The sequence below is a fragment of the Klebsiella sp. BIGb0399 genome (assembly GCF_003752615.1).
In the GTDB taxonomy this organism is placed as follows: Bacteria; Pseudomonadota; Gammaproteobacteria; order Enterobacterales; family Enterobacteriaceae; genus Klebsiella; species Klebsiella lignicola.
The window spans coordinates 593,990-619,392 of sequence record NZ_RKHT01000007.1; the positions used below are offsets into that span (position 1 = coordinate 593,990).

26 protein-coding genes are annotated in these 25,403 nt (G+C 59.3%); 13 read left to right on the forward strand and 13 right to left on the reverse strand.

Annotated features, from left to right (window positions below; all coding sequences use genetic code 11):
* Positions 1 to 67: 67 nt before the first annotated feature.
* From EDF82_RS17465 to ascF, 4 genes are all read right to left on the reverse strand, one after another.
* Positions 68 to 559: a GNAT family N-acetyltransferase gene (locus EDF82_RS17465; protein WP_123756781.1), complete on the reverse strand. Its 492-nt coding sequence runs from the start codon at positions 557 to 559 to the stop codon at positions 68 to 70.
* The gene (locus EDF82_RS17470; RefSeq protein WP_123756782.1) at positions 556 to 849 is read right to left on the reverse strand and encodes a DUF1778 domain-containing protein; all 294 of its coding nucleotides are present in this window, start codon (positions 847 to 849) and stop codon (positions 556 to 558) included. Before EDF82_RS17470 ends, EDF82_RS17465 begins: the two co-directional genes overlap by 4 nt.
* A 191-nt stretch (positions 850 to 1,040) precedes the next feature.
* Positions 1,041 to 2,465: a 6-phospho-beta-glucosidase gene (locus EDF82_RS17475; protein ID WP_123756783.1), complete on the reverse strand. Its 1,425-nt coding sequence runs from the start codon at positions 2,463 to 2,465 to the stop codon at positions 1,041 to 1,043.
* A 26-nt stretch (positions 2,466 to 2,491) separates the two neighbouring features.
* Positions 2,492 to 3,934 carry a PTS cellobiose/arbutin/salicin transporter subunit IIBC gene (ascF, locus tag EDF82_RS17480; RefSeq protein ID WP_123756784.1) on the reverse strand — a complete coding sequence of 481 codons (1,443 nt, stop codon included), beginning with the start codon at positions 3,932 to 3,934 and terminating at the stop codon, positions 2,492 to 2,494.
* A gap of 265 nt (positions 3,935 to 4,199) precedes the next feature.
* Here ascF and EDF82_RS17485 point away from each other — a divergent pair, with 265 nt between their 5' ends.
* From EDF82_RS17485 to EDF82_RS25235, 5 genes are all read left to right on the forward strand, one after another.
* Positions 4,200 to 5,213, forward strand: a complete 1,014-nt coding sequence (locus EDF82_RS17485; protein WP_123756785.1) for a LacI family DNA-binding transcriptional regulator — start codon at positions 4,200 to 4,202, stop codon at positions 5,211 to 5,213.
* A gap of 147 nt (positions 5,214 to 5,360) precedes the next feature.
* A complete protein-coding gene (gene hydN, locus EDF82_RS17490; RefSeq protein WP_123756786.1) occupies positions 5,361 to 5,888 on the forward strand; it encodes an electron transport protein HydN in 528 nt (175 codons plus the stop codon).
* Between the two features lie 12 nt (positions 5,889 to 5,900).
* Entirely contained in the window at positions 5,901 to 8,135 is a 2,235-nt protein-coding gene (gene hypF / locus EDF82_RS17495; RefSeq protein WP_123756787.1) for a carbamoyltransferase HypF, read from the forward strand.
* Entirely contained in the window at positions 8,132 to 9,145 is a 1,014-nt protein-coding gene (locus EDF82_RS17500) for a HoxN/HupN/NixA family nickel/cobalt transporter (RefSeq protein ID WP_123756788.1), read from the forward strand. The genes hypF and EDF82_RS17500 overlap by 4 nt, the downstream gene beginning before the upstream one ends.
* Positions 9,145 to 9,291, forward strand: coding sequence for a hypothetical protein (locus tag EDF82_RS25235; RefSeq protein WP_158613273.1), 147 nt, complete (start codon positions 9,145 to 9,147; stop codon positions 9,289 to 9,291). The genes EDF82_RS17500 and EDF82_RS25235 overlap by 1 nt, the downstream gene beginning before the upstream one ends.
* 618 nt (positions 9,292 to 9,909) lie before the next feature.
* On the opposite strand, the gene norW is transcribed toward EDF82_RS25235, so the two are convergent.
* On the reverse strand, positions 9,910 to 11,043 hold the full coding sequence (norW, locus tag EDF82_RS17505; protein WP_123756789.1) for an NADH:flavorubredoxin reductase NorW: 1,134 nt from the start codon (positions 11,041 to 11,043) through the stop codon (positions 9,910 to 9,912).
* Positions 11,040 to 12,476, reverse strand: a complete 1,437-nt coding sequence (gene norV / locus EDF82_RS17510) for an anaerobic nitric oxide reductase flavorubredoxin (RefSeq protein WP_123756790.1) — start codon at positions 12,474 to 12,476, stop codon at positions 11,040 to 11,042. Before norV ends, norW begins: the two co-directional genes overlap by 4 nt.
* A 187-nt stretch (positions 12,477 to 12,663) precedes the next feature.
* Between norV and norR the strand changes: the two genes are divergently transcribed.
* Complete coding sequence (gene norR, locus EDF82_RS17520) at positions 12,664 to 14,208, forward strand: nitric oxide reductase transcriptional regulator NorR (RefSeq protein ID WP_123756791.1); 1,545 nt, start codon at positions 12,664 to 12,666, stop codon at positions 14,206 to 14,208.
* Here the strand turns inward: norR and gutQ are convergent.
* The 3 genes from gutQ to gutM all read right to left on the reverse strand — a co-directional run bounded on the left by gutQ (position 14,171) and on the right by gutM (position 16,333).
* Positions 14,171 to 15,136, reverse strand: coding sequence for an arabinose-5-phosphate isomerase GutQ (gene gutQ / locus EDF82_RS17525; RefSeq protein WP_123756792.1), 966 nt, complete (start codon positions 15,134 to 15,136; stop codon positions 14,171 to 14,173). The genes norR and gutQ overlap by 38 nt on opposite strands.
* Entirely contained in the window at positions 15,129 to 15,902 is a 774-nt protein-coding gene (locus EDF82_RS17530; protein WP_123756793.1) for a DNA-binding transcriptional repressor, read from the reverse strand. Before EDF82_RS17530 ends, gutQ begins: the two co-directional genes overlap by 8 nt.
* A 71-nt stretch (positions 15,903 to 15,973) precedes the next feature.
* Positions 15,974 to 16,333: a transcriptional regulator GutM gene (gutM, locus tag EDF82_RS17535; RefSeq protein ID WP_123756794.1), complete on the reverse strand. Its 360-nt coding sequence runs from the start codon at positions 16,331 to 16,333 to the stop codon at positions 15,974 to 15,976.
* A gap of 14 nt (positions 16,334 to 16,347) precedes the next feature.
* Between gutM and EDF82_RS25240 the strand changes: the two genes are divergently transcribed.
* Positions 16,348 to 16,512 (forward strand): hypothetical protein, encoded by a 165-nt coding sequence (locus EDF82_RS25240; protein WP_158613274.1) that lies wholly within the window; start codon positions 16,348 to 16,350, stop codon positions 16,510 to 16,512.
* A 239-nt stretch (positions 16,513 to 16,751) separates the two neighbouring features.
* Here EDF82_RS25240 and srlD read toward each other — a convergent pair whose 3' ends face one another.
* From srlD to srlA, 4 genes are read right to left on the reverse strand one after another with little or no spacing between them, the layout of a single operon-like run.
* Entirely contained in the window at positions 16,752 to 17,531 is a 780-nt protein-coding gene (srlD, locus tag EDF82_RS17540; RefSeq protein ID WP_123756795.1) for a sorbitol-6-phosphate dehydrogenase, read from the reverse strand.
* Between the two features lie 17 nt (positions 17,532 to 17,548).
* Entirely contained in the window at positions 17,549 to 17,911 is a 363-nt protein-coding gene (gene srlB / locus EDF82_RS17545) for a PTS glucitol/sorbitol transporter subunit IIA (protein ID WP_123756796.1), read from the reverse strand.
* A gap of 13 nt (positions 17,912 to 17,924) precedes the next feature.
* Positions 17,925 to 18,902: a PTS glucitol/sorbitol transporter subunit IIB gene (locus tag EDF82_RS17550; protein ID WP_123756797.1), complete on the reverse strand. Its 978-nt coding sequence runs from the start codon at positions 18,900 to 18,902 to the stop codon at positions 17,925 to 17,927.
* Complete coding sequence (gene srlA / locus EDF82_RS17555) at positions 18,899 to 19,462, reverse strand: PTS glucitol/sorbitol transporter subunit IIC (RefSeq protein WP_123756798.1); 564 nt, start codon at positions 19,460 to 19,462, stop codon at positions 18,899 to 18,901. Before srlA ends, EDF82_RS17550 begins: the two co-directional genes overlap by 4 nt.
* 298 nt (positions 19,463 to 19,760) lie before the next feature.
* Here srlA and mltB point away from each other — a divergent pair, with 298 nt between their 5' ends.
* The 6 genes from mltB to recA all read left to right on the forward strand — a co-directional run bounded on the left by mltB (position 19,761) and on the right by recA (position 25,279).
* Positions 19,761 to 20,837, forward strand: a complete 1,077-nt coding sequence (gene mltB / locus EDF82_RS17560) for a lytic murein transglycosylase B (RefSeq protein ID WP_174509803.1) — start codon at positions 19,761 to 19,763, stop codon at positions 20,835 to 20,837.
* Between the two features lie 201 nt (positions 20,838 to 21,038).
* A complete protein-coding gene (locus tag EDF82_RS17565) occupies positions 21,039 to 21,749 on the forward strand; it encodes a metal ABC transporter ATP-binding protein (RefSeq protein WP_199733701.1) in 711 nt (236 codons plus the stop codon).
* Entirely contained in the window at positions 21,746 to 22,609 is an 864-nt protein-coding gene (locus EDF82_RS17570; protein WP_123756801.1) for a metal ABC transporter permease, read from the forward strand. Before EDF82_RS17565 ends, EDF82_RS17570 begins: the two co-directional genes overlap by 4 nt.
* Before the next feature lie 7 nt (positions 22,610 to 22,616).
* Positions 22,617 to 23,498, forward strand: a complete 882-nt coding sequence (locus EDF82_RS17575) for a metal ABC transporter substrate-binding protein (RefSeq protein ID WP_123756802.1) — start codon at positions 22,617 to 22,619, stop codon at positions 23,496 to 23,498.
* Between the two features lie 138 nt (positions 23,499 to 23,636).
* Complete coding sequence (gene pncC, locus EDF82_RS17580; RefSeq protein WP_123756803.1) at positions 23,637 to 24,134, forward strand: nicotinamide-nucleotide amidase; 498 nt, start codon at positions 23,637 to 23,639, stop codon at positions 24,132 to 24,134.
* An 80-nt stretch (positions 24,135 to 24,214) separates the two neighbouring features.
* The gene (gene recA, locus EDF82_RS17585) at positions 24,215 to 25,279 is read left to right on the forward strand and encodes a recombinase RecA (RefSeq protein ID WP_123756804.1); all 1,065 of its coding nucleotides are present in this window, start codon (positions 24,215 to 24,217) and stop codon (positions 25,277 to 25,279) included.
* Positions 25,280 to 25,403 lie beyond the last annotated feature (124 nt).

A 25,403-nucleotide genomic window follows, 5' to 3' on the forward strand; every position in this document is an offset into this window, starting at 1 on the left:
AATGCCGGAGAACGCTTCTCCGGCAACAAATGCAGAGTGTCTCTGGATGTGAGGATAACAGACGCGGTCACACACTCTCCTGCAAATCCCGCAATGTCACCATCAGTATCATCGGGTCTATCGGCGATGGCTCAAACCCTGACCGCAGATAAAACTCCCGCGCTTCATTCGATAGCGCGTGAACCAGCATTCCGCGAATACCGATAGTTTCCGCTACCTGAATAACCCTCAGTCCGGCATCCCTTATTAACGCTCGTCCTACGCCCTTTCCGTGCAGAGCGTTATCTACCGCCAGACGGCCCAGGACCACCACTGGGATCGGGTCGGGCATATTACGGCGAAAGTGACCGGGTGCCGCATTTGTCGTCACCGCGCTGGAAGCCAGCGAGTAATACGCCATGACTTTTGCATCGCCGTCACAACAGACAAATGTGCGGGATGCACCACTCATCTGATTTTTCATTGCCCGCTGTTTCAGCCAGTTATCCATAGAATCCACGCCGCAGCAGAATACGCTAAGAATATGCCCGGCGTGAAGTGGCTCAGGGGCGGCGATCACTTTTCCTGCTCCCAGGGCGCTGGGGTTTGCATGGTTTTACGCAGCGCGGCATTAGACGCAGGGGGCTGATCGAGGCGAGTGAGAAACTCCTGATACGCCTCCGGGTCGGCCATAATGATGCGTTGTTCGAGCAGTGCTTCTTCAGCGGCGGCGCGGGCGGCTTCCAGTACAAAATCAGTCCGGTTTTTACCTTTGGCTTTCGCCGCCCGATCGATCAGATCGCGCTCGGCGGGCTTGATACGCAGATTTAACGTTTCGCGCTTAATGGACATGCTGTTTGCGGTCGGCATGATGTCATCCTCTGGTGTTGCTATGGATAGTAATTATACAGCATGCGTAACGCAAATGTCAGTACACAACAATGAAAGGACAGCGTACTGCAGGGGAGGGAGAGTATTTCCCCCTCACTTAGAGCCTGGCCCATTAGGCTATTTTATTTCTCAGAAAAACAAGGGATAACCTTGAGGTGACGGGGCAATCTTTACGCCAGGTCTTCGCCGTTGCTGGCAATGACCTTTTTGTACCACCAGAACGATTTCTTGCGCTTGCGCACGAGGGTACCGTTCCCGGCATCGTCGCGGTCAACGTAGATAAAACCGTAGCGCTTGCTCATCTCGCCGGTAGAGGCGGCCACCAGGTCAATACAACCCCAGCTGGTGTAGCCCATCACCGGAATGCCGTCTTCGATGGCATCGCCCATGGCTTTAATATGCTCGCGCAGATAGCTGATGCGGTAGTCGTCGTTGATCTCGCCGTTGGCGTCAATCTCATCCCGCGCGCCGAGGCCGTTCTCCACCAGGAACAGCGGCTTCTGGTAGCGGTCATACATCATGTTCATGGTGATACGCAGGCCGAGCGGGTCGATACCCCAGCCCCATTCGCTGGCCTGAATATGCGGGTTCTTCAGCGATTTCACGATATTGGCGGCGTTGGTATTGTTGGCGTTCATCTCTGCCGACGCACAACGCGAGGCATAATAGCTGAAGGAGACAAAATCGACGGTGTGCTTGAGGATCTCATCGTCACCCGGCTCTTTGGCAATAACCACCCCTTTTTCGCGGAACACCCGCGCCGCCCACACCGGGTAGGCACCGCGCGCCTGCACATCAATAAAGAACAGGTTTTCGCGATCCTTTTCCAGCGCCATCCACACGTCTTCCGGCTTACAGGAATAAGGATAAAAATTGCCGCCCGCCAGCATACAGCCGACCTGATTGTGCGGGTTTACCTCGTGGGCGATTTTGGTCACCAGGGCGCTGGCGATAAGCTCATGGTGCGCCGCCTGGTACTTCACCTGCTCCTGGTTTTCGCCCTCTTCGAACACCAGCCCGGCGCCGGAGTAGGGGCTGTGAAGCATGATGTTGATTTCGTTGAAGGTCAGCCAGTATTTTACTAACCCGTCAAAGGCTTCAAAACAGGTGCGGGCGTAGTGGCTGAAAAAGGTTACCATCTGACGGTTACGCCAGGAGCCATATTCGGTCACCAGATGCATCGGCACATCGAAATGGCACAGCGTCACCAGCGGCTCGATATTGTGCTTTTTGCACTCCTCGAACAGTGAACGGTAGAAGGCGATCCCTTCGGCGTTCGGTTCCTGCTCATCGCCTTTCGGGAACAGACGGCTCCAGGCAATCGAGGTGCGGAACACGCTGAATCCCATCTCCGCCATCAGGGCAATGTCGTTTTTATAACGATGATAAAAATCGATGGCCTCGTGGCTCGGATAAAACTCATCGTCGCGCAGCGTAAAACGCTTCTCGAGCCCCAGTTTTACCGGCAGGCGGTTTGCGCCATGAGGGATCGTATCGACCGTGGTCAGCCCTTTTCCGCCTTCCATATAGGCCCCTTCAGACTGGTTGGCGGCCAGTGCGCCGCCCCATAAAAATCCCTGTGGGAAAGTTGCCATGCGTTACCTCGTTATCAATATTGTGTTCAGGCGTGTGTTGCTTGAATGCTGGCCTGACGCTGTCTGGCGTCGGCGGCAGCCTCTTCAACCGGAATATCTTCGAAGCCGAGTACCAGAGTCAGGATAAACGACAGGACCACCGCCAGCGCCATCACCCCAAAGACCCACACGATGGTCATCGGATTGGCCGGGTCGAAGAACTGCACGCTGGTAAACAGGCCCGGTGCCGCCATCGAGTGGCTGGCAAGCCCGGCGATACCGGCCACCGCGCCGCAGATAAAGCCGCTGATCAGGCTGGCGATGAGCGGGCGTTTCAGCCGCACCGCGACACCGTACAGCGCCGGCTCGGAAATCCCGGCCAGAATCGCGGAGGCCGCTGCTGCCAGCGCCGTCTGACGCAGTTCCGGGTTTTTGGTTTTCCAGGCCACCGCCAGCGACGAGCCGCCTAGCGACAGGTTAGCACCGATTTCTGACGGCATAACCATGCCCTCTTTACCTGTTTCGGCAATGGTCTGAATAATGGTTGGGGTAAAGACCCGGTGCATCCCGGTCATTACCAGCAGCGGCCAGAGCGCCCCCATAATGGCCACCGACAGCCAGCCCAGATAGCTGTGCACGGTGTACACCAGCGCGGATATCGCGGTGCCGATCCAGATACCGATCGGGCCAATCAGCAGAATCGACAGCGGGGCGGCAATCAGCACGATCAGCATCGGTTTAAGGAAGTTTTTGGTGACCGCCGGGGTGATGCGATCGACCCAGCGTTCGATATAGGACAGACACCAGGTCATCACCAGCGCCGGGATCACGGTGTAGGTATATTTCACCGCCGTCACCGGGATAAAGGCGAATTCAACATGCTCGCCCTGGGCCGCTTTGGCCATCAGTTCGATAAAGCTCGGGTGCACCAGAACCCCGGCAATGGCGATGGCCAGCGACATATTGGTTTTGAATTTGACCGCGGCGGAGGCAGCCACCATCAGCGGCAGGAAGAAGAACGCGCCATCGCCGATCACCGTCAGGATCGTCAGAGTTGGCGCCCCTTTTGGCAGTACGCCGCTCATCTCAAGGATCATCGCCAGCAGTTTCACCATCGATCCGCCGATAATCGCCGGGATCAGTGGTGACATGGTGCCGATCAGCGCGTCGAGGATCCCGGCGCCGATGCGTCTGAACGTCAGCGGCGCTTTGCCCTGCGGTTCTGCGGGACGCATGTCGCCCGGCAGCAGGTTGACGACTTCGCGATACGCCTGAGAGACGGTATTGCCGATGATCACCTGACACTGGTTATCGCTCTGTACCACGCCGAGCACCCCTTTCAGGCTCTTCAACGCAGCGCTATCCACCCGCGCATTATCTTTGACGACAAAACGCAGGCGGGTCATGCAGTGGGTGACGGCGGCGATGTTTTCAATCCCGCCTGTTGCCGTCAGTATTTGCTGCGCCAGGGCTGCATAATTTTTCGACATCGGATTTTATCCTGTTTAATCAATAGGGTACTGGCTTGTTATCGCCCCATCAAAACGGGGGACGTGGTCGATACATAGGAAACCGGTTCCACAAAATCATGATGAGTTTCATTGATTCATACAAGATCTAAAAAAATCAGTTTTCCGTTTTGTGATTTTGATCGCCTTGTGAGGTGAAAAAGAGTCCATCGTGACGAGGGTCAACGCTGTAAAAAAGCGAGACGTGCAGTACACTGCGGGCATCTTTTGCAACAGGAAGAACAACATGGCAACGATGCTGGAGGTAGCGAAACGCGCGGGGGTGTCGAAAGCGACCGTGTCCCGGGTGTTATCGGGCAACGGCTATGTCAGTCAGGACACGAAAGATCGCGTATTCCAGGCGGTGGCGGAAAGCGGATACCGGCCCAATCTGCTGGCGCGCAATCTGGCCACCAAAAAGAGCCAGACGCTGGGGCTGGTGGTGACCAATACCCTCTATCACGGGGTCTATTTCAGCGAACTGCTGTTTCACGTCGCGCGAATGGCGGAAGACAAAGGGCGGCAGCTGATTCTGGCCGACGGCAAGCACAGTGCCGAAGAGGAGCGCGAGGCGATTCAGTATCTGCTCGACCTGCGCTGCGACGCGATCATTATCTATCCCCGCTTTCTCAGCGTCGATCAGATGGATGACATCGTTGAGAACCACACCCAGCCGATCATGGTGCTCAACCGCCGCCTGCGGCGTAACGCCAGCCATTGCGTCTGGTCCGATCAAAAAGCCTCGGCCCTGGCGGCGGTGGAAAAACTGATTGCCCGCGGCCACCGCGATATCGCGTTTATTACCGGTTCGCTGGATTCGCCGACCGGGATTGAGCGTCTTTCCGGCTACAAAGATGCGCTGGCGCAGCACGGTATTGCGCTGAATAACGATCTGATTGTCGAAGGGAAGTGGACCCCGGAAACCGGCGCCGCGGGCGTGGAAACCCTGCGCCAACGTGATGCCCGTTACAGCGCGCTGGTGGCGAGCAACGATGATATGGCGATTGGCGCCATGAAGCAGCTGCATCTGCAGGGTATCAAGGTGCCGGAAGAGGTGTCGGTGATCGGTTTCGATGACATCGTGCTGGCGCCGTATATGGTTCCGGCGCTCTCCAGCGTTAAAGTCCCGGTGACGGAAATGATCAAAGAGACCATTAACCGGCTGATCTTTATGCTCGACGGCGGCGATTTAAAATATCAGCAGACCTTCCCCGGCGAGCTGATTGAGCGCGACTCGATAGCCGCCGGCCCCGACGCCTGACGTCGACATCTGTCATCGTCAGATGTGACGATGACAGAATCTCCCTCCCGCAACCCTGTGGTTAATTCCCTTTATTATCATAATGATAAAAGTTGGAACGTATTATGCATACTCCGCCGCGTAACCTTCTTACTGCTGGAGAAATGGATGAACCGTTTCATTATTGCCGACGCGAGCAAATGCATTGGCTGCCGCACCTGTGAAGTGGCCTGTGTGGTCTCTCATCAGGAAAATCAGGACTGCGCGGCGCTGACGCCCAAATCCTTCTTACCGCGTATCCACGTGATCAAAGGCGTTAACGTCTCCACTGCGACCGCCTGCCGCCAATGTGAAGACGCACCCTGCGCGAACGTGTGTCCAAACGGCGCGATCAGCCGGGATAAAGGGTTTATTCACGTGATGCAGGAGCGCTGTATCGGTTGTAAAACCTGCGTCGTGGCTTGCCCGTATGGCGCGATGGAAGTCGTGGTGCGCCCGGTTATCCGTCATAGCGGCGCCGGACTGAACGTCATGGCGGAAAAAGCCGAAGCCAACAAATGCGATCTCTGCCATCACCGTGAAGCCGGCCCGGCCTGTATGGACGCCTGCCCGACCCACGCGCTGATCTGCGTCGACCGCAATAAGCTTGAGCAGATGAATATCGAAAAACGTCGCCGCACGGCGCTGGCCTGGTAAGGCGTCAGCATCATGAACGGGGTGCAAATTCGCATTCGCGGTAAAGTCCAGGGGGTGGGATTCCGCCCCTTCGTCTGGCAGCAGGCCCGGCAGCTCGGGCTGCGTGGCGATGTCTGCAATGACGGCGACGGGGTGCTGGTGCGCATCGTCGGCGATGAGACGGCGTTTGTTGCCGCGCTGGTTCAGCAGTGTCCGCCGCTGGCGCGCATTGATAGCGTGCAGAGTGCGCCATTCCACTGGCAGACGCTGCCTGAGGATTTCGCGATCCGCCACAGCGAGGGTGGGAGTATGCGAACCCAGATTGTCCCGGATGCTGCCACCTGTCCGGCCTGCCTTGCGGAGATGAATAACCCGCAAGAGCGCCGCTATCGCTACCCGTTTATTAACTGCACCCACTGCGGTCCACGCTTCACTATTATTCGCGCGATGCCCTATGACCGGCCGTCAACCTCGATGGCGCCGTTTCCGCTCTGTCCCGCCTGCGAGGCGGAATATCGCAACCCTGCCGACCGTCGTTTTCATGCCCAGCCGGTCGCCTGTGCCGACTGCGGCCCGCAGCTGGAATGGCGTGCCGAGGGCGAGGTGTTGTACGGTGAGGCGGCACTCCAGATGGCGATTCAGCGCCTGAAGCGCGGCCAGATTGTGGCCATGAAAGGACTCGGCGGCTTTCACCTGGTCTGTGACGCCGGTAATTCCCAGGCGGTGACCGCCTTACGTCTTCGTAAACATCGCCCGGCGAAGCCGTTGGCGGTGATGCTGCCAGTGACCGAAGGGCTCCCGTCGGCGGCGTTGGCTTTACTGACCACGCCCGCGGCCCCCATCGTACTGACAGATAAATCACAGGTGGTTGGCCTGTGTGATGAGATTGCGCCAGCGCTGAAAGAAGTGGGGGTGATGCTGCCGTCTAATCCGCTGCAGCATCTGGTTTTACAGGCACTGGCGCACCCTGTTGTGATGACTTCCGGCAACCTCAGCGGGCGGCCACCGGCGTTAAACAACGCCGACGCGCTGCGCGACCTGGCGGGGATTGCCGACGGTTTTCTGCTGCACAACCATGACATTGTCCAGCGTATGGACGACTCGGTGATACGCCAAAGCGGCGAAATGTTGCGCCGCTCGCGCGGCTACGTACCGGATGCGATGCCGCTGCCGCCGGGGTTTCATGACGTGCCGCCGCTGCTGTGTCTCGGCGGCGACATGAAAAATACCTTTTGCCTGGCGCGTGGCGATCGGGCGGTGCTGAGCCAGCACTTTGGCGATCTCGGCGATGAAGGAGTTGAAGCGCAGTGGCGTGAGGCGCTGCACCTGATGCAGGATATTTATGCTTTTACGCCGCAGCGGGTGGTGGCCGACGCCCATCCCGGCTATCGCGCCTCGCAGTGGGCAGCATCGCTGACCCTGCCGGTCGACAACGTCCTCCATCATCATGCCCATGCTGCCGCCTGCCTGGCGGAACACGGCTGGCCGTTGGACGGCGGCGATGTTATCGCCCTGGTGCTCGACGGTATCGGCATGGGGGAAAACGGTGCGCTGTGGGGCGGGGAGTGCTTACGGGTTAACTACCGCGAGTGTGAACGTCTTGGCGGATTGCCGGCGGTGGCGCTGCCAGGGGGCGATCTGGCGGCCCGTCAGCCATGGCGCAATTTGCTGGCGCAGTGCCTGGCGTTTTTGCCGCAGTGGCAGAACTATGCTGAAACCGCCGCGCTGCATCAGCACAACTGGCCGCTGCTGGCGCAGGCCATCGCGCGGGGAATCAATGCGCCGCTGGCGTCCTCCTGTGGTCGACTGTTTGACGCGGTGGCCTGCGCCCTGGCGTGCGCCCCGGACAGCCTGAGCTATGAAGGTGAGGCGGCCTGTCAGTTGGAAGCGCTGGCGACGACCTGCGAAGGCGTTGCCCACCCGGTCAGTATTCCCTGGCGCGACGGCACGCTGGATCTGGCCGTGTTCTGGAAGCAATGGCTGGAGTGGCAGGCTACGCGGGAACAGAAAGCCTGGGCATTTCATGATGCGCTGGCCTGCGGGCTGGCGGCGATGCTCCGGGATTGCGCCACGTCGCGCGGCGTGACGACCCTGGCCTTTAGCGGCGGGGTGCTACACAACCGCTTACTGGTCTCCCGATTGACGTTTTATCTGGCGGATTTTACTCTGCTGTTTCCGCAACAGTTACCTGCCGGAGATGGGGCGATCGCCTATGGTCAGGCGGTCGTTGCCGCCGCGCGCTGGCAGGCTCACAGGACATCACCATGATAGTGACGATTTTACGCCAGCAGCCGCGAGCCGCGGTGCTGGTTGGGGGGCTGATTCTGGCGAATGTATTGGCCTGGATCTGGGCCTGGCAGGCGTTTGGCGAGAGCGGCGCGCTGATGGCGGCCAGCCTGCTGGCGTGGGGATATGGCCTGCGTCATGCGGTGGATGCCGATCATATCGCGGCCATTGATAGCGTCACTCGCAAAATGATGCAGCAGGGACGGCGGCCTTTCGGCGTCGGGGCGTGGTTTTCATTAGGCCATTCGTCGATTGTGGTGCTGGCCTCGGCGGCCATTGCCGCGACGGCCACCGCGTTCGGGCAACAGATGAGCTGGTTTCATGATACCGGCAGCGTAATCGGCACCGCGGTGTCGGCGCTGTTTTTATTGCTGATGGCGTTTGTGAACCTGGTGATTTTACGTAGCGTCTGGCGCAGTTTTCAGGCGTGGAAGAAGGGCGGTAGCGTCAGCGATGAGGTGGTGACCGGCGGCGGCATGATGAGCTGGCTGTTTGGCAAGACCTTCCGTCTGATTAGCCGCAGCTGGCAGATGTATCTGGTAGGTTTCCTGTTCGGACTGGGGTTTGATACCGCCACCGAAATCGGCGTGCTGGGCATTTCTGCCGCCAGCGCTTCGAGCGGGATGTCCATCTGGTCCATCATGGTCTTCCCGGCGCTGTTTGCCAGCGGAATGGCGCTGGTGGATACCATCGACAACGTGTTGATGGTGGGCGCGTACGGTTGGGCATTCAGCAAGCCGCAGCGCAAGCTCTATTACAATATGACTATTACCGGGACCTCGGTGGTGGTGGCGCTGTTTATCGGCGGGCTGGAGGCTCTGGGGCTGCTGATGGATAAGTTTTCGCTCAGCGGCGGTCTGTGGCGCTGGGTTGGCGCGCTGAACGATAATCTCGGCGATGCCGGGTTTGTGGTGGTCGGGCTGTTCGTCGCCTGCTGGGTGCTGTCGGTGCTCAACTACCGCTGGCGCGGGTACGATAATCTGGCGCGGTGATGCTTTCCCCGGAGGCGGTGCTGCGCCCCTGTCCGGGCTACGGGCTGGCGGGTACGATGACCTGGCGCGGTGATGTTTTCCCCGGAGGCGGTGCTACGCCCCTGTCCGGGCTACGGGCTGGCGGGTACGATGACCTGGCGCGGTGATGTTTTCCCCGGAGGCGGCGCTGCGCCCCTGTCCGGGCTACGGGCTGGGCGGGTACGATGACCTGGCGCGGTGATGTTTTCCCCGGAGGCGGCGCTGCGCCCCTGTCCGGGCTACGGGCTGGGCGGGTACGATGACCTGGCGCGGTGATGTTTTCCCCGGAGGCGGGGCTGCGCCCCTGTCCGGGCTACGGGCTGGGCGGGTACGATGACCTGGCGCGGCGATGTCTTTCCCGGAGGCGGTGCTGTGCCCCTGTCCGGGCTACGGGCTGGGCGGGTACGATAATCTGGCGCGGCGATGTCTTTCCCGGAGGCGGTGCTGTGCCCCTGTCCGGGCTACGGGCTGGCGCGGGTACGATAATCTGGCGCGGTGATGTTTTCCCCGGAGGCGGCGCTGCGCACCTGTCCGGGCTACGGGCTGGGCAGGTACGATGACCTGGCGCGGTGATGTCTTTCCCGGAGGCGGCGCTGCGCACCTGTCCGGGCTACGGGCTGGGCGGGTACGATAACCTGGCGCGGTGATGTTTTCCCCGGAGGCGGTGCTACGCACCTGTCCGGGCTACCTGATGGCGTATGTCCTGTAGCCCGGACAGGCGCAGCGCGCCGCCTCCGGGAATAAGGTTAACTGACCAGCTGCTTGAGCAGGGCAAAGGCGTCTTTCATGCGGTCCTCGCTGACCACAAACGCGCGTAGCTGGTTGTCGGCGTCAATGCCTTTCGCGACCAGACCGTCTTTGGCGGCAACAATATTCCATGTTAAATCGTCACGCTGGGTTTCGCCTGCCAGGTGCAGCGGTAAATCCGGCGTTTTGACCTTCACCAGCATCGGCGGCAACCTCAGCTCTCCCGACTGTCCCAGCAGGTTTTTACTCAGGCACATGGCGCTGAGCATAATCGGCTGCAGAAATGGCAGCACTTTGCCGTCGATCTCCGCGCAATCGCCGAGGGCATAAATCGCCGGATGGCTGGTTTGCAGCTGGCGATTCACCACTACCCCGCGCTGGATCTCCACCCCTGCATGACGCGCCAGCGCCGTTTCCGGACGCAGGCCGACGGCGGCCACTACCGCATCGACGACCGTTGAACGTTCACCCGCGAGGGCCACGTGAATACCATCGGCCTGCTGTTCGAGGCCCGCAAGCCCGGTTTGCAACAGCAGATGAATGCCCATCCCGATCATCCGGTGCTGCAGGCGGCTGCTGACCTCCGGCGGCATCAGCGCCGACAGCACGCTGGCGGCGTGGTCAACGACCGTCACTGCTTTGCCGGCGCGGCAGAAATCCATCGCCAGCTCGCAGCCAATCAGCCCGCCGCCGACGATCAGCACCCGCCGGGCATCGCGCAGCTGGCTGTGCGCCGCGCCATATTCCCGTTGGCTGTTCAGGGTCAGCATCAACTCGCGCCCCGGCACCGGCGGGACAAACGGCGCGGCACCGGTCGCCAGCACCAGCTTGTCATAGCGCCACTCGCGGTCCTGGTTCTTCACCAACTGGTTTTCGGCGTCGATATCGCTGACCCAGGTATGCGGAAACAGGCGCAGATTGTACTGCTCGGCAAACTCACCGGCCGTTTGCAGGGTCAGGTCGTCGGCGCTTTGACCACGGCTGACCACATGGCTGAGGTCCGGTTTGTTGTACTCATCCATGCTGTCGGCTGCGATCAGGGTCAGCGGAACCTGCGGATCCTGCTTACGGATGTTTTTCACCAGCTGACGGGCCGCGAAGCCCGAGCCGATGATGACGATACCTTCGCTCATTTGGCCTCCGTTGCCAGCACGTCAAAGACCTCTTTACCCAGGGAGCATTCCGGGCACAGGAAGTCGTCCGGAACCTCGCTCCACGGCGTACCTGGCTGCACCTGCTGGTTCGGTTCGCCTTTTGCCGGATCGTAAATCCACTGGCAGACGCTGCACTGCATGGTGGGGCCCATGTCTACTGCCGCGGCGCAGGCGTTCTGCTCCGGTGCGGCGGGTGCGGCGGCAACCGGCAGCGGGGAGAGGGCCCACTGGCGGGCAATCTGCCGGCCATGCTCGCGACACAACGCCAGCGCGTCGAGGTCCGGGCGCCATTTGACCTTCAGGCTCAGGGACATTTCAAAACCAGCATCCTGTAAGCGGGTAGACAGTCTGTCCACCGCGCCGCCGCTCCAGCCGTGCGAGCCAAAAGCGCTGGCACGTTTGTTACGAAAACGCAGGCCGGTCATCTCTTCCACCAGGCCGGCGATTTTCGGCATCATCACGTTATTCATGGTGGAGGTACCCACCAGCACCCCTTTTGAACGGAACACGTTGGTGAGGATATCGTTCTTATCGCTGCGGGCGACGTTGAAGATTTTTACCGCCACGTTAGGGTCAACTTCGGTGATGCCCTGAGCGATAGCGTCCGCCATCATGCGGGTATTGTTGGACATGGTGTCGTAGAACAGGGTGATGCGATCTTCCTGATAATCCGCCGCCCATTTCAGGTACAGCTCGACGATCTGGGTCGGGTTATCGCGCCAGACCACGCCGTGCGAGGTGGCGATCATATCGACGGGCAGGTTGAAGCCGAGGATCTCGGTAATTTTGGGCGTCACCAGGCGGCTGAACGGGGTCAGGATGTTGGCGTAGTAGCGCTGGCACTGTTCGAACAGTTCGTTCTGGTCCACTTCATCATTAAACAGGTGCTCGTCGCAGTAGTGCTGGCCGAAGGCGTCGTTGCTGAACAGCACCGCGTCGCCGGTCATGTAGGTCATCATGCTGTCCGGCCAGTGCAGCATCGGGGTTTCCACGAAAATCAGCTGCTTGCCGTTGCCGATATCCAGCGCGTCGCCGGTTTTCACCACGTTGAAATTCCATTCCGGGTGATGGTGATGGCCGGTAATGGAATCGATAGCGTTGGCGGTGCAGTAAATCGGCGTGTCCGGAATGCTGTTCATCAGCTCGGTCAACGCGCCGGCATGGTCTTCTTCCGCATGGTTAATGACGATGTAGTCGATATCCGCGAGATCGATTTCGCTGCGCAGGTTCTGCACGAACTCGCGGCTGAATTTATGATCCACGGTATCAATCAGCACATTTTTTTCTTCGCGGATCAGGTAGCTGTTGTAGCTGCTGCCGCGCAACGTTTTGTATTCGGTACCGTGGAAATCACGCACTTCCCAGTCACGCTGGCCGACCCAATGAATGTTATTTTTCACCACAATAGACATAGCAACCTCAATTTATACAGCATGTTCAGATACGATGAGTTACCTATATCAAGTTGCGTGCCAGTTTTTTAATATATTGATTTTGTTGTGTTTTATGTTTTTTTATCAAACCGGTTGATGTCAAAATGACAGCGGTTAAAATAGTCGTTATGACCATGACTGGTGTCAAAATGACAATGAGGCCGCGATGCGCTTTTCCGTGGACGTGCTGGCGAAGATCGCCATTGATTTACAAAGCGATATCGGCCATGCCGACCGCTTTTCCCGCCTGATTACGACCCTGCGCCAGGTGCTGGGCTGCGACGCCTCGGCGCTGCTGCGCTACGAGGCACATCAGTTTGTGCCGCTGGCGATCGACGGCCTGGCTGAAGATGTGCTGGGGCGACGTTTTGCGCTGGCGGGCCACCCACGGCTGGAGGCGATTGCCCGCGCCGGCGATGTGGTGCGTTTCCCGGCGGACAGCGATCTGCCGGACCCCTATGATGGCCTGATCCCCGGCCATGAGAGCCTGAAGGTGCACGCCTGCGTGGGGCTTCCGCTGTTTGCCGGGCAGACCCTGATTGGCGCGCTAACCCTCGACGGTATGGAGGCCGACCGCTTCGATAGCTTCAGCGATGAAGCACTGCGCCTGATCGCGGCGCTGGTGGCGGGAGCGCTGAATAACGCGCTGCTTATCGCGCGGCTTGAGAATCAGAACGTGCTGCCGGAGGCGAGCGTGCGCTATACGCCCCCGGACCATCAGGAAATAATCGGCCTGTCGGCGCCGATGGTGCAGCTGAAAAAAGAGATCGATATCGTCGCCGCCTCGGATTTGAACGTCTTGATCAGCGGCGAAACCGGCACCGGCAAAGAGCTGGTGGCGAAAGCGCTGCATCAGGGATCGTCCCGGGCAGCCAATCCGCTGATCTATCTGAACTGCGCGGCGCTGCCGGAGAGCGTGGCGGAAAGCGAGCTGTTCGGGCATGTGAAAGGGGCCTTTACCGGGGCGATCAGCAACCGCAGCGGCAAGTTTGAAATGGCCGATAACGGCACCCTGTTCCTCGATGAGATTGGCGAGCTGTCGCTGGCGCTGCAGGCCAAGCTGCTGCGGGTACTGCAGTATGGCGATATTCAGCGGGTAGGGGATGACCGCAGCCTGCGGGTTAACGTGCGGGTGCTGGCGGCCACCAACCGCGACCTGCGCCAGGAGGTGGTTGAAGGCCGCTTTCGTGCCGATCTCTATCACCGCCTGAGCGTGTTCCCGCTGTCGGTGCCGGCGCTGCGCGAGCGGGAAGATGACGTGGTGCTGCTGGCCGGCTATTTCTGCGAGCAGTGTCGGTTACGCATGGGGTTAGGGCAGGTGGTGCTCAGCGATGCGGCGCGCTCGGGGCTGCGTAAGGCGCCGTGGCCGGGCAACGTGCGCGAGCTGGAACATGCTATTCATCGTGCGGTGGTGCTGGCGCGGGCGACCCAGACGGCGGATGAGGTGCGGCTGGAGCCACACCATTTTCAGTTTGCTGCCGCAACGTCGCTGCCGCCTGTCGCAACGCCGGTTGCGCTGCAACAGACGATTAATCTGCGCGAGGCAACCGAGACGTTCCAGCGCGAGGCGATTTCCCGCGCTTTAGCGGATAACCAGCGTAACTGGGCGGCGGCGGCCCGGGCGCTGGAGTTGGACGTCGCCAACCTGCATCGGCTGGCGAAGCGTCTGGGACTTAAAGGATCCCGGCCTGATAAAAGTTCTGCAGGTTAATGGCGCCCACCAGAAGGCCGTTTTCATCGACCACCGGCGCGGCGCTGATTTTGTGCTTCATCAGCCGCTCTTTGGCTTCTACCGCGCGGCTTTCGGCCTGCAGGGTGACGCCGTTACGGGTCATCGCCTGGCTGACGGTATCGTCCAGCGTGCCGCCGCCTACCAGCCAGCGGCGCAGGTCGCCGTCGGTGAAGACGCCCTGGACGCGGTTTTGTTCATCGCAGACGGCAACCAGCCCCAGCCCGGTGCGGCTGAGTTCCAGCATTGCATCCATCACCCGGGTATCCAGCTCAACCCGCGGCACATCGCCATCGCGGCGCATCAGGTGGTGAACCTTGTTCAGCAGCCGTGCGCCGAGGGCGCCGGCCGGGTGCGAGCGGGCAAAATCTTCTTCATTGAAACCGCGGGCCTGCATCACCGCCATCGCCAGCGCGTCGCCGAGCATCAGGGTGTTGACGGTGCTGGAGGTCGGGGCCAGATGCATCGGGCAGGCTTCGCGCTCCACGGTGATATCCAGCACCGCTTTTGCCGCCAGCGCCAGCGGCGAGGTGGATTTGCCGGTCATCGCCAGCAGCGGAATGGCTTTTTCTTCCAGACGTGGGACGATGAGATCCAGTTCTTTAGCGCCGCCGGAGTAGGAGATAAACAGCATCACGTCGCGGCCGTCGAGCATCCCGAGGTCGCCGTGCAGCGCTTCCGCCGGATGGACAAAAAAGGCCGGGGTGCCGGTACTGGCGAAGGTGGCGGCCAGCTTTTTGCCGATGTGACCTGATTTACCGATACCGGAGACCACCAGCTTTCCTTCGCAGTGGAGGATGGTTTCCGCCGCGCGGATGAAGTCGTCGCCCAGGCGGTCAGGCAGGCGGCTGGCCTCCTGCAGCTCCAGTAACAGGGTCTGGCGTCCGGCTTCTAACAGAAAGTTACTCATGTTCTTCTCCAGTAATAATCACGTCTATGCCTTGCGCTTCCAGCGCCCGCTGGAAGGCCGGGTCGATACCCGCATCGGTAATCAGCTTATCTACGCGCTCAAGGCCGCAGACGATATTCGGGCTTTTACGGCCAAACTTTGATGAGTCGGCCATCAGGATCACTTCTCTGGCGGCATTGCACATCGCTTTGCTGACGGTATACACCTCGTTGAAGGTGGTGACCCCCGCGTTGAGGTCGATGCCGTCGGTGCCCATAAACAGCTTGTCGAAGCTGAACTGTTCGAACGCATTTTCCGCCAGTTGGCCGTGAAAGGAAGCCGATTTTTTGCGGAATGTGCCGCCGGGCATCAGGATCGTTTGTTCATTATCCAGCTCGGAGAGGGCATTAACGATGTGCAGGCTGTTGGTCATCACCGTGATGTTGTTGAAGCAGCTGAGCAGCGGCACCATTTGCAGAACCGTGCTGCCGGCATCGAGGATGATCGAGTCGCCGTCATGGATATAGCGCACCGCCATTTCGGCGATTCGCGCTTTTTTATCGGTGTTAATCAGTGTTTTGTGATCGATAGGGGGATCGGGTTCGTCCTTGTTGAGGACCACGCCGCCGTAGGTACGAATCACGGTGCCGGCATTTTCGAGGATCACCAGGTCTTTGCGAATGGTGGTGCCGGTGGTATCGAAGTGCTGCGCCAGCTCTTCAACCGAGCATTTCCCCTGAGATTGCAGGTGCTCAAGAATGGCGGCCTGGCGCTGACGTGGTTTCATAGCAGTAATATCCTATCTTGCGTAAAGTTTCGAAGTGATAATTTCGCAAGATATTTACTTTTACAACGAAATTATACATGTTTCGGTTTAAGCGCTAATGATAGTGCATTCCGACAGAGCGGATCCTGGGGGAAGATCATATCTGGCTGCAATTCCTCACGATATTGTCCGTTAATTGCCGGAATTTTTGTCGGGCGGGCGAACACGGTAAGCCCTTTCATCAGCAGCGTGTCGCGCACGCGGTCGTGCTCGTCAAAGGCGATAGCCACGATTGCCCGCGGTTTGAAGCGCCCCGATGAGCGGCCAACCCCGACTCGCCCCTGCAGGCAGAGCTGGTCAAAGGCGCGGTTGAACTGACGAATCTGCCAGCCGCCGAAGGCGAGCTGGGTTATCCAGGCGATCGCCGCGACGGTGATTAATGCGCTAACCATAAAATCTCCTTAAGGTGTGTGCGAACATCTTCCCGGAGGCGGCGCGTGGCGCCTGTCCGGGCTACAGCATCACGGCATGTAGCCCGGTCAGCGCAGCGCCACCGGGAACCATGCTGCCGAAACATCTTCCCGGAGGCGGCGCGTGGCGCCTGTCCGGGCTACAGCATCACGGCATGTAGCCCGGTCAGCGCAGCGCCACCGGGACCGTGCTGCCGAAACATCTTCCCGGAGGCGGCGCGTGGCGCCTGTCCGGGCTACAGCATCACGGCATGTAGCCCGGTCAGCGCAGCGCCACCGGGACCGTGCTGCCGAAACATCTTCCCGGAGGCGGCGCGTGGCGCCTGTCCGGGCTACAACATCGCGGCATGTAGCGGGTAGCCCGGTCAGCGCAGCGCCACCGGGAAACAGCGCGTAACGGTTAAAACATCACCTGACCGCCGGTGACGTTGATCGACTGCCCGGTGCAGTAGGAAGCCTGCGGGCTGGCGTAGAACATCAGCACGTTGAGGACATCCTGATAATCACAGCCGCGCTTGAGCGGAACCTTGTCGATGTAATATTGCTCGACCTCGTCTTCGGCAATGCCCAGTTTGCTGGCGTACTGCGGCAGCAGCGACTGGAACATCGGCGATTTCAGCAGGTTCCCCAGCATCAAGGCGTGGACGGTAATACCATATTCCGCCAGATCCAGCGCCAGCGACTGGGTCAGCCCGACGCCGCCAAACTTCGCCGCGCTGTAGCCGGAATTGTGCTTGCTGCCCACTTTGCCGGATTTGGAGTTGATTTGAATAATTCGCCCCTTGATGCCATCGCGGATCATCAGCCGTGAAAACTCGCGAGCGCAGAGGAAATAGCCCACCAGATTCACCTGCAATGAGCGGTCAAAATCACCGAGGGCAAAATCGCTGATAAAGGCCGCTTTGGCGATCCCGGCGCTGTAAACCAGCAGATCCACGCGGGCGAAAATTTCGTCCACCCCACGGGCGAGGGCCATTACGCTGGCCTCGCTGGTGGCGTCGGCGCCAAAGCCGTATGCCTTCCCTTCACCATATTCCTCGTTGATGGCCTGGGCGACGCGCGTGGCTTTATCGCTTTGGATATCCACAACCGCGACACGGTAGCCCTGAGCGGCAAGGCCACGACACAAAAACTCACCTAAGGTTTGTCCACCGCCGATGACAACAGCAACCTGATTCATAATGTTCTCCTTCCTGCTTAAGCAACAAATTTCAGTATGCAACCGGGAGCCAGCGCTTCCGGTACGGGGCCGGCAACGTGCACCGTCCCCGGAAACTCCGCCTCGCGATGGCCATCAAAGCGCAGCGTGATATGGCCCAGTTCGCGTAGATTCTGTTCGGCAACCTCGCCAACGGCGGTCACCGGATAGCGCTGTTCACCCAGCAGGAGCTCGGCACCCGCCGCCAGCGCGCCGGATAACTCGCCGTGGTTGTGAATAAAGCAATACTCTTCGATATCCGCCGGCGCCCCTTCGCGGAAGGTAATTAACATCTGCTCTTCGAGCGCCATCGTCGCGCTGGCGCCGATACGGGTAATGGTGGTCTGGTAAATCACGGTCATCGTCAGGCACCTCTTATTGATAAATAAATCCGGAAACAAACCAGGCGATCAGCACCGTCGGCGCGCCGGTCAGAAAACGTCCCACCAGCACTGAAGGAACCCCGACACGAACCGTGTCCTGACGCGCTTCGGCCAGCGACAGCCCCACCGGGATAAAGTCGCAGGCGGCCTGGGCGTTAATGGCGAACAGCGCGGGAAGCGCAAGGTGAGGGGGAATATTGCCGAGGCCAATCTGCACGCCGATCAGCACGCCAATAACCTGAGCGATAACCGCACCTGGGCCGAGGAACGGCGACAGCAGCGGGAATGAGCAGATAAGCGCCAGGGTCACCAGCCCGAGCGGATTGCTGGCAAGCGGGGCCAGACCGTGGGCAATCCAGTCGCCGATGCCGGAAGCCATAATGATGCCGATCAGCGCCGACACGAAGGCCATAAACGGCAGGATTGTTTTCAGCACCGTGTCGATGGTGTCGCGCCCGGACTGGAACAGCACCGCCACCACGGAACCCATCCCCATGCCGACCTTGGCCAGCAGGCCGTCGCTCTGTTCGGTAATTTTTTTGCTGGTGTCGTAATCCCGCGGAGCGGGCTGGCTGGTTTTCGGCGTCGTTGCCGCCGGGCCGCTATCGCTCAGCAGATGGATGTTCTCTTCTTTCACGCCGGAGACGTAAATATCTTCGACGATATACTGCGCCAGCGGGCCGGATTTGCCGGTCGCGTGGATATTGACGGTTGGGATGCGGCGTTTCGGATAGAGGCCGCAGCGTAATGTGCCGCCACAATCGATAATGGCGACGCCAATCTCCTCCTCCGGTGGTTCCCCTTCTTTGAAACCATCGACGGCCTGCCAGCCGGTGATGTCGGCGATCTTGTCGACGATCGTCGGGCGGGTGCCGGCGGTAATGTAGACGATTTTTTTGCCGGCAACGATGTCCAGCTCAAGCGGGCCGCCCCAGCCGCTGGCGCCTTTTTCAATACGAATACGGGTCATGAGGTAGCTCCGGAGAGATGGACTTTCTGTTCAAGCTGGATGCCCATTTTTTTCTCAAAGATTGAGGTGGTCAGGTCGGTGACCCAGCCACGGAAGAAGTTAGTGACCAGACCCACCAGCAGATAGCTCACCGCCAGTGGCCCTAACGGCAGCCCAATGGTGGTCAGTCCGCTGGCAATCCCGAGGTAGACGAATAGTTCGCCGGGGTTGATATGGGGAAACAGGCCGTTCATGGAGTGGCAGCTGTAAGAGGCCGCCGCGTAGTAGCTGGGTTTGTACTTCTCAGGCATAAAGCGCCCCAGGCTCAGGGTCATCGGGTTACAGAAAACAAAGGTGCCGATGCAGGGCAGCAGCAGATAGCGCGAGATCGGATTGCCTGCGCAACGCTGCGCCAGCTTTTCGATCCGCCGCTGCCCGATGAAGTTGATCAGCGCGTTCATGATCACCAGCAGACTGATCAGAAGCGGCAGGATCCCGGTGACCATCCCGGTAAATACCTCGCCTCCCTTCTGAAACAGGCCGATAAACCATTCGGCACCGTGGGTAATGACTTCAATCATTGTGTTCTCCTTCAGAGTGTTATTTTTCTTGCTAACTGGCAGCTGATTTTAATCACTTTGAAAGGTTAAAAAGTGTTAATTTGATCTCAAAATGAAAGATAAATATTTTATTGTGAAAGTTATTTGTCAGGAATGACGCTTGAAGCGCCGAAAACGCAGGGAGAACGGACCGGTGGTAAGAGAAAAGCGGGCGGCATGAACAGGACTATTTTATCCGCAAATACATTGCCGCTTTCTTGTTGGCGGCCACATGCTTTACCATAATTACCCTTTGCCAAACTTGTTAAATGGATGTCCCATGTTGAAGCGTCGCTATCTGGCTCTACTTCCCCTGTGTGTTCTCCTTGCTGCCTGTAGCAGCAAACCTAAAGCCACCCCAGAAGCGGAGACGACGGGAGGAGGGGGCGGTTTTTTGCTGGAGCCGCAGCATAATGTGATGGCGATGGGCGGTGATTTCGCCAACAACCCAGCGGCGGAGCAGTTCATCGACAAAATGGTGAGCAAGCATGGCTTCGACAGACAGCAACTGCATGAGATCCTCTCCCAGGCAAAACGTCTGGATTACGTCCTGCGCCTGATGGACCGCCAGGCGCCGAGCGGCCTGCCGCCGTCAGGGCCTAACGGTGCCTGGCTGCGCTACAAGAAACAGTTTATTACCCCCGATAACGTGCAAAACGGCGTCGTATTCTGGAACCAGTATCAGGATGCGCTGAACCGCGCGTGGCAGGTTTACGGCGTGCCGCCGGAAATCATCGTCGGGATTATCGGTGTGGAAACCCGCTGGGGTCGCGTGATGGGGAAAACCCGCATCCTCGACGCGTTGGCGACGCTGTCGTTTAATTACCCGCGCCGCGCCGAGTATTTCTCCGGTGAACTGGAAACCTTCCTGCTGATGGCTCGCAGTGAAAAAGATGACCCGCTGGATCTCAAAGGCTCGTTCGCCGGGGCGATGGGCTACGGCCAGTTTATGCCGTCTTCTTATAAGCAGTATGCGGTCGACTTTAATGGCGACGGGCATATCAACCTGTGGGATCCGGTGGATGCCATCGGCAGCGTGGCGAACTACTTCAAACAGCACGGCTGGGTGAGCGGTGACCAGGTGGCGGTCCAGGCGCTCGGCCAGGCGCCGGGCCTGGAGAACGGCTTCAAAACCAACTACAGCATTTCGCAACTGACGGCGGCGGGGCTGACGCCAACGCAGCCGCTGGGTAACCATCAGCAGGCCAGCCTGTTGCGCCTCGATGTCGGCACCGGTTATCAATACTGGTACGGCCTGCCGAACTTCTACACCATTACCCGCTATAACCACAGCACCCACTACGCCATGGCGGTCTGGCAGTTGGGGCTGGCGGTTTCTCAGGCCCGCGGGCAGTAAGCCTGTCTCTGAGGCTCCCCTCGCCCTGAGGGGAGTCTGTTACATTTCGCAGCATTTCCCCTCGTTGACGTTGATTTACATTTTTCTGCTGATGCAATATTGTTACGTTATAACATATTAATTTGGTGGAATGATGACGTCTCTTTTTATGGCCTCCGCGGTACGGCGTGTCGCCGCGGCCTGCGTGCTGCTGGCGCTACTGTGGCTGGCGACCTGGTGGGCGGTCACGCTGCCATGATTGAACTGGATCACCTGGTGGCAGGTTACGAAGCGCTGGCGATTACGCCCGCCCTGAGCGGCACGATCGCCGCGGGCAGCATGACGGCCATTGTCGGGCTGAACGGCTGCGGCAAATCCACGTTGCTGAAGACCCTGGCCGGTTTTATTCCGCCGGTGAGCGGCAGGCTGGGCTGGACGACATCGCGCCCGGTGATTGGCTGGCTGGCGCAGCGGCATGCCCTCGAATCGCAGTTTCCGCTGACGGTGCAGGATGTGGTGAGCCAGGGCGTCTGGCCGCACGTCTCTTTATTGCGCGGCATACGCGGGGAATTCCGTCGGCGTATCGGTGCTGCGCTGGAGCGCGTCGGGCTGGATGCAATGGCGAAAACGCCCATTGAAGCGCTCTCCGGCGGGCAGTTCCAGCGCATGCTGTTTGCCCGGGTCATCGTGCAGCAGGCGCCGCTGGTGATGCTGGATGAGCCATTTACCGGCATCGATGAATCCACCAGCCGCGAGCTGATGGCGCTGATTCTTGAGATGCACCAGCAGGGGCAGACGGTGCTGGCGGTACTGCACGATAACCAGCGCGTCGCCGACTATTTCCCGGAAACGCTGCTGCTCGAACCACAGCGCGCCCGCTGGGGCACCACGGACGCGGTGCTGCCGGCTTTTGACTCGGCGAGGCTGGCATGATCTGGCATACCTTCTTCCAACCGTTTATCGAATTCGGCTTTATGCGCCGTGCGCTGGTGGTGTGCCTGGCGCTTTCACTGAGTACCACCATGCTCGGCGTGTTCTTACTGCTGCGGCGCATGAGCCTGATGGGCGATGCGCTGTCGCACGCGATCCTACCCGGCGTTGCGGTGGGCTACCTGCTGAGCGGCATGTCGCTGCTGGCAATGACGATCGGCGGCTTTATCGCCGGTATCGCGGTGGCGCTGGTGGCGGGCTGGGTCAGCCGGCGCACGCCGTTAAAAGAAGATGCCAGCTTCGCCGGGTTCTACCTTGGGTCGCTGGCGCTGGGGGTGACGCTGATTTCACTGCGCGGTTCCAGCGTTGACCTGCTGCATCTGCTGTTCGGCTCGATTCTGGCGGTGGATAACGACGCCGCGCTGTTTGTCGCCGGGGTCGCCAGCCTGACGTTGATCTGCATCGCGTTGCTCTATCGCGGGCTGGTGAATGAGGCCTTCGACAGCGCCTGGCTGCAGGTGAACCATCCGAGACTGCCGGCGCTGCTGCACGGCCTGTTTCTGGCGCTGCTGGTGCTCAACCTGGTGGCGGGTTTTCAGGTTCTGGGGACCCTGATGGCCGTTGGCGTAATGATGCTGCCGGCGGTTGCCGCTTGCTGCTGGGCGCGCACGTTACCCGGGACATTACTGCTGGCTGCCTTGAACGGGGCTTTCTGCGCGTGGATGGGGCTGAGCCTGTCGTGGGCGGCAAATTTGCCCGCCGGCCCCTCCATCGTGCTGACCGCCAGCGGGATCTTTTTTATTTCACTCTTTTTTGGCACACGCAGCCGACTGGTCGTCAGCTGGCGTAAATTAATGGGGTAAGGACAAAATGAAGAAAAGAACGGCAGTAATCCTGACGCTGGCCTTTGGCCTGGCGGTGCAGGGGGCGATGGCGAAAACGCTCAACGTGGTGAGCAGTTTTTCGGTGCTGGGGGATATGGTGCAGCAGGTTGGCGGCGAGCATGTCAAGGTCGCCACGCTGGTGGGCCCGGACGGCGATCCGCATACGTTTGAACCTTCGCCGCAGGATAGCGCGTTGCTCAGTAAGGCCGACGTGGTGGTGGTTAACGGCCTCGGGCTGGAGGGCTGGGTCGACAGGCTGATTAAAGCCTCGGGCTTTAAAGGTGAACTGGTCGTGGCGTCCACCGGGGTGAAAACCCACACGCTGGATGAAGACGGTAAAATGGTGACCGACCCGCACGCATGGAACAGCGCCGCGAATGGTGCGCTGTATGCGCAAAATATCCTCAATGGCCTGGTTGCCGCCTCGCCGCAGGATAAAGCCGCGCTGGAGGTCTCCGGTCAGCGCTATATCGGCCAGCTCAACGAGCTGGATAGCTGGGCCAAAAGTCAGTTCAGCACGATACCGCAGGAGAAACGCAAAGTGCTGACCAGCCATGACGCGTTTGGCTATTTTGGCCGGGCCTATGGCGTCACCTTCCTGGCGCCGCAAGGGCTGTCTTCGGAAAGTGAAGCCAGCGCCGCGCAGGTGGGGGCGCTGATTACCCAGATTAAGGCTGATGGCGTGCACACCTGGTTTATGGAAAACCAACTTGACCCGCGTCTGGTGAAACAGATTGCCAGCGCGACCGGGGCGCAGGCGGGCGGCGAACTCTATCCGGAGGCGCTCTCTAAGCCGGGCGGCGTGGCGGACAGCTATGTGAAAATGCTGCGCCACAACGTGGAGCTGATCGCTGCCAGCATGAAATAACACCATGATTAACGGTCCCGGGTCCCCCGGGGCCGCTCATTTTTAGATGCCTCCTCGTAAATTCATCACCTCATCCCCATATCTGTGTTGAAAGTGCTATCTTTGATGGCCTCTTTATCTGGCGTAAGCGGGGCGATAATGACTGATTCAGAATTAATGCAGCTGAGCGAGCAGGTCGGGCAGGCGCTGAAAGCGCGCGGTGCGACGGTTACTACCGCGGAGTCCTGTACCGGCGGCTGGGTTGCGAAAACGCTCACGGATGTCGCCGGCAGTTCGGCATGGTTTGAGCGGGGGTTCGTTACCTACAGCAACGAAGCCAAATCGCAGATGATCGGCGTCAGCGAGGTGACTCTGCTGGAGCATGGTGCGGTGAGCGAACCGGTGGTGGTTGAAATGGCGGTGGGCGCGCTGCGTGCGGCTCGTGCCTCCTATGCTGTCTCGGTCAGCGGGATTGCCGGGCCGGATGGCGGCAGCGCCGAAAAGCCGGTCGGTACGGTGTGGTTTGGCGTCGCCAGCGCCAACGGGCAGGGCGTTACCCAGCGTGAATGCTTCGCCGGAGACCGTGAAGCGGTGCGCCGTCAGGCGACGGCTTACGCGCTGAAACTCCTCTGGCAACAATTTCTACAAAACACTTGATACTGTATGACCATACAGTATAATTGCCTCAACAGAACAAAATTTATCACCCGGTTACACCCGGCATGACAGGAGTAAAAATGGCTATCGACGAAAACAAACAGAAAGCGTTGGCGGCAGCACTGGGCCAGATTGAAAAGCAGTTTGGCAAAGGCTCCATCATGCGCCTGGGTGAAGACCGTTCCATGGATGTTGAAACGATCTCCACCGGTTCGCTTTCACTGGATATCGCGCTCGGCGCCGGCGGTTTGCCGATGGGCCGTATCGTCGAAATCTACGGGCCAGAATCGTCCGGTAAAACCACGCTGACTCTACAGGTCATCGCCGCTGCACAGCGCGAAGGCAAAACCTGTGCGTTTATCGATGCGGAACACGCGCTGGACCCTGTGTATGCACGTAAGCTGGGCGTTGATATCGACAACCTGCTGTGCTCCCAGCCGGACACCGGTGAGCAGGCGCTGGAAATCTGTGACGCGCTGGCACGTTCCGGTGCGGTCGACGTTATCGTGGTTGACTCCGTCGCGGCCCTGACGCCGAAAGCGGAAATCGAAGGCGAAATCGGCGACTCTCACATGGGCCTGGCGGCTCGTATGATGAGCCAGGCAATGCGTAAGCTGGCCGGTAACCTGAAGCAGTCCAATACGCTGCTGATCTTCATCAACCAGATTCGTATGAAAATTGGTGTGATGTTCGGTAACCCGGAAACCACCACCGGCGGTAACGCGCTGAAATTCTACGCCTCTGTGCGTCTGGATATCCGTCGTATCGGTGCGGTAAAAGATGGCGACAACGTCGTTGGCAGCGAAACTCGCGTGAAAGTTGTGAAAAACAAAATTGCCGCGCCGTTCAAACAGGCTGAATTCCAGATTCTCTACGGCGAAGGGATCAACTTCTTCGGTGAGCTGGTTGACCTGGGCGTGAAAGAGAAGCTGATTGAGAAAGCGGGCGCGTGGTACAGCTACAACGGCGATAAGATTGGTCAGGGTAAAGCGAATGCGATTTCCTGGCTGAAAGATAACCCGGCTGCGGCGAAAGAGATTGAGAAAAAAGTACGTGAACTGCTGCTGAACAACCAGGACTCCAAACCGGATTTCGTGGTGGACGCTAGCGGTCCAGGTGCTGAAGAAACCCACGAAGATTTCTGATAATCTTCTGAATACCCCGAAGGGCTGCGCATGCAGCCCTTTTGCTTTTGGTTTGTTTTACTCGGCTTGTTTTACTCTGGATTGCCTTACTTTGTATTGTCTTGCTGAGGATTGTCGAGGTGCC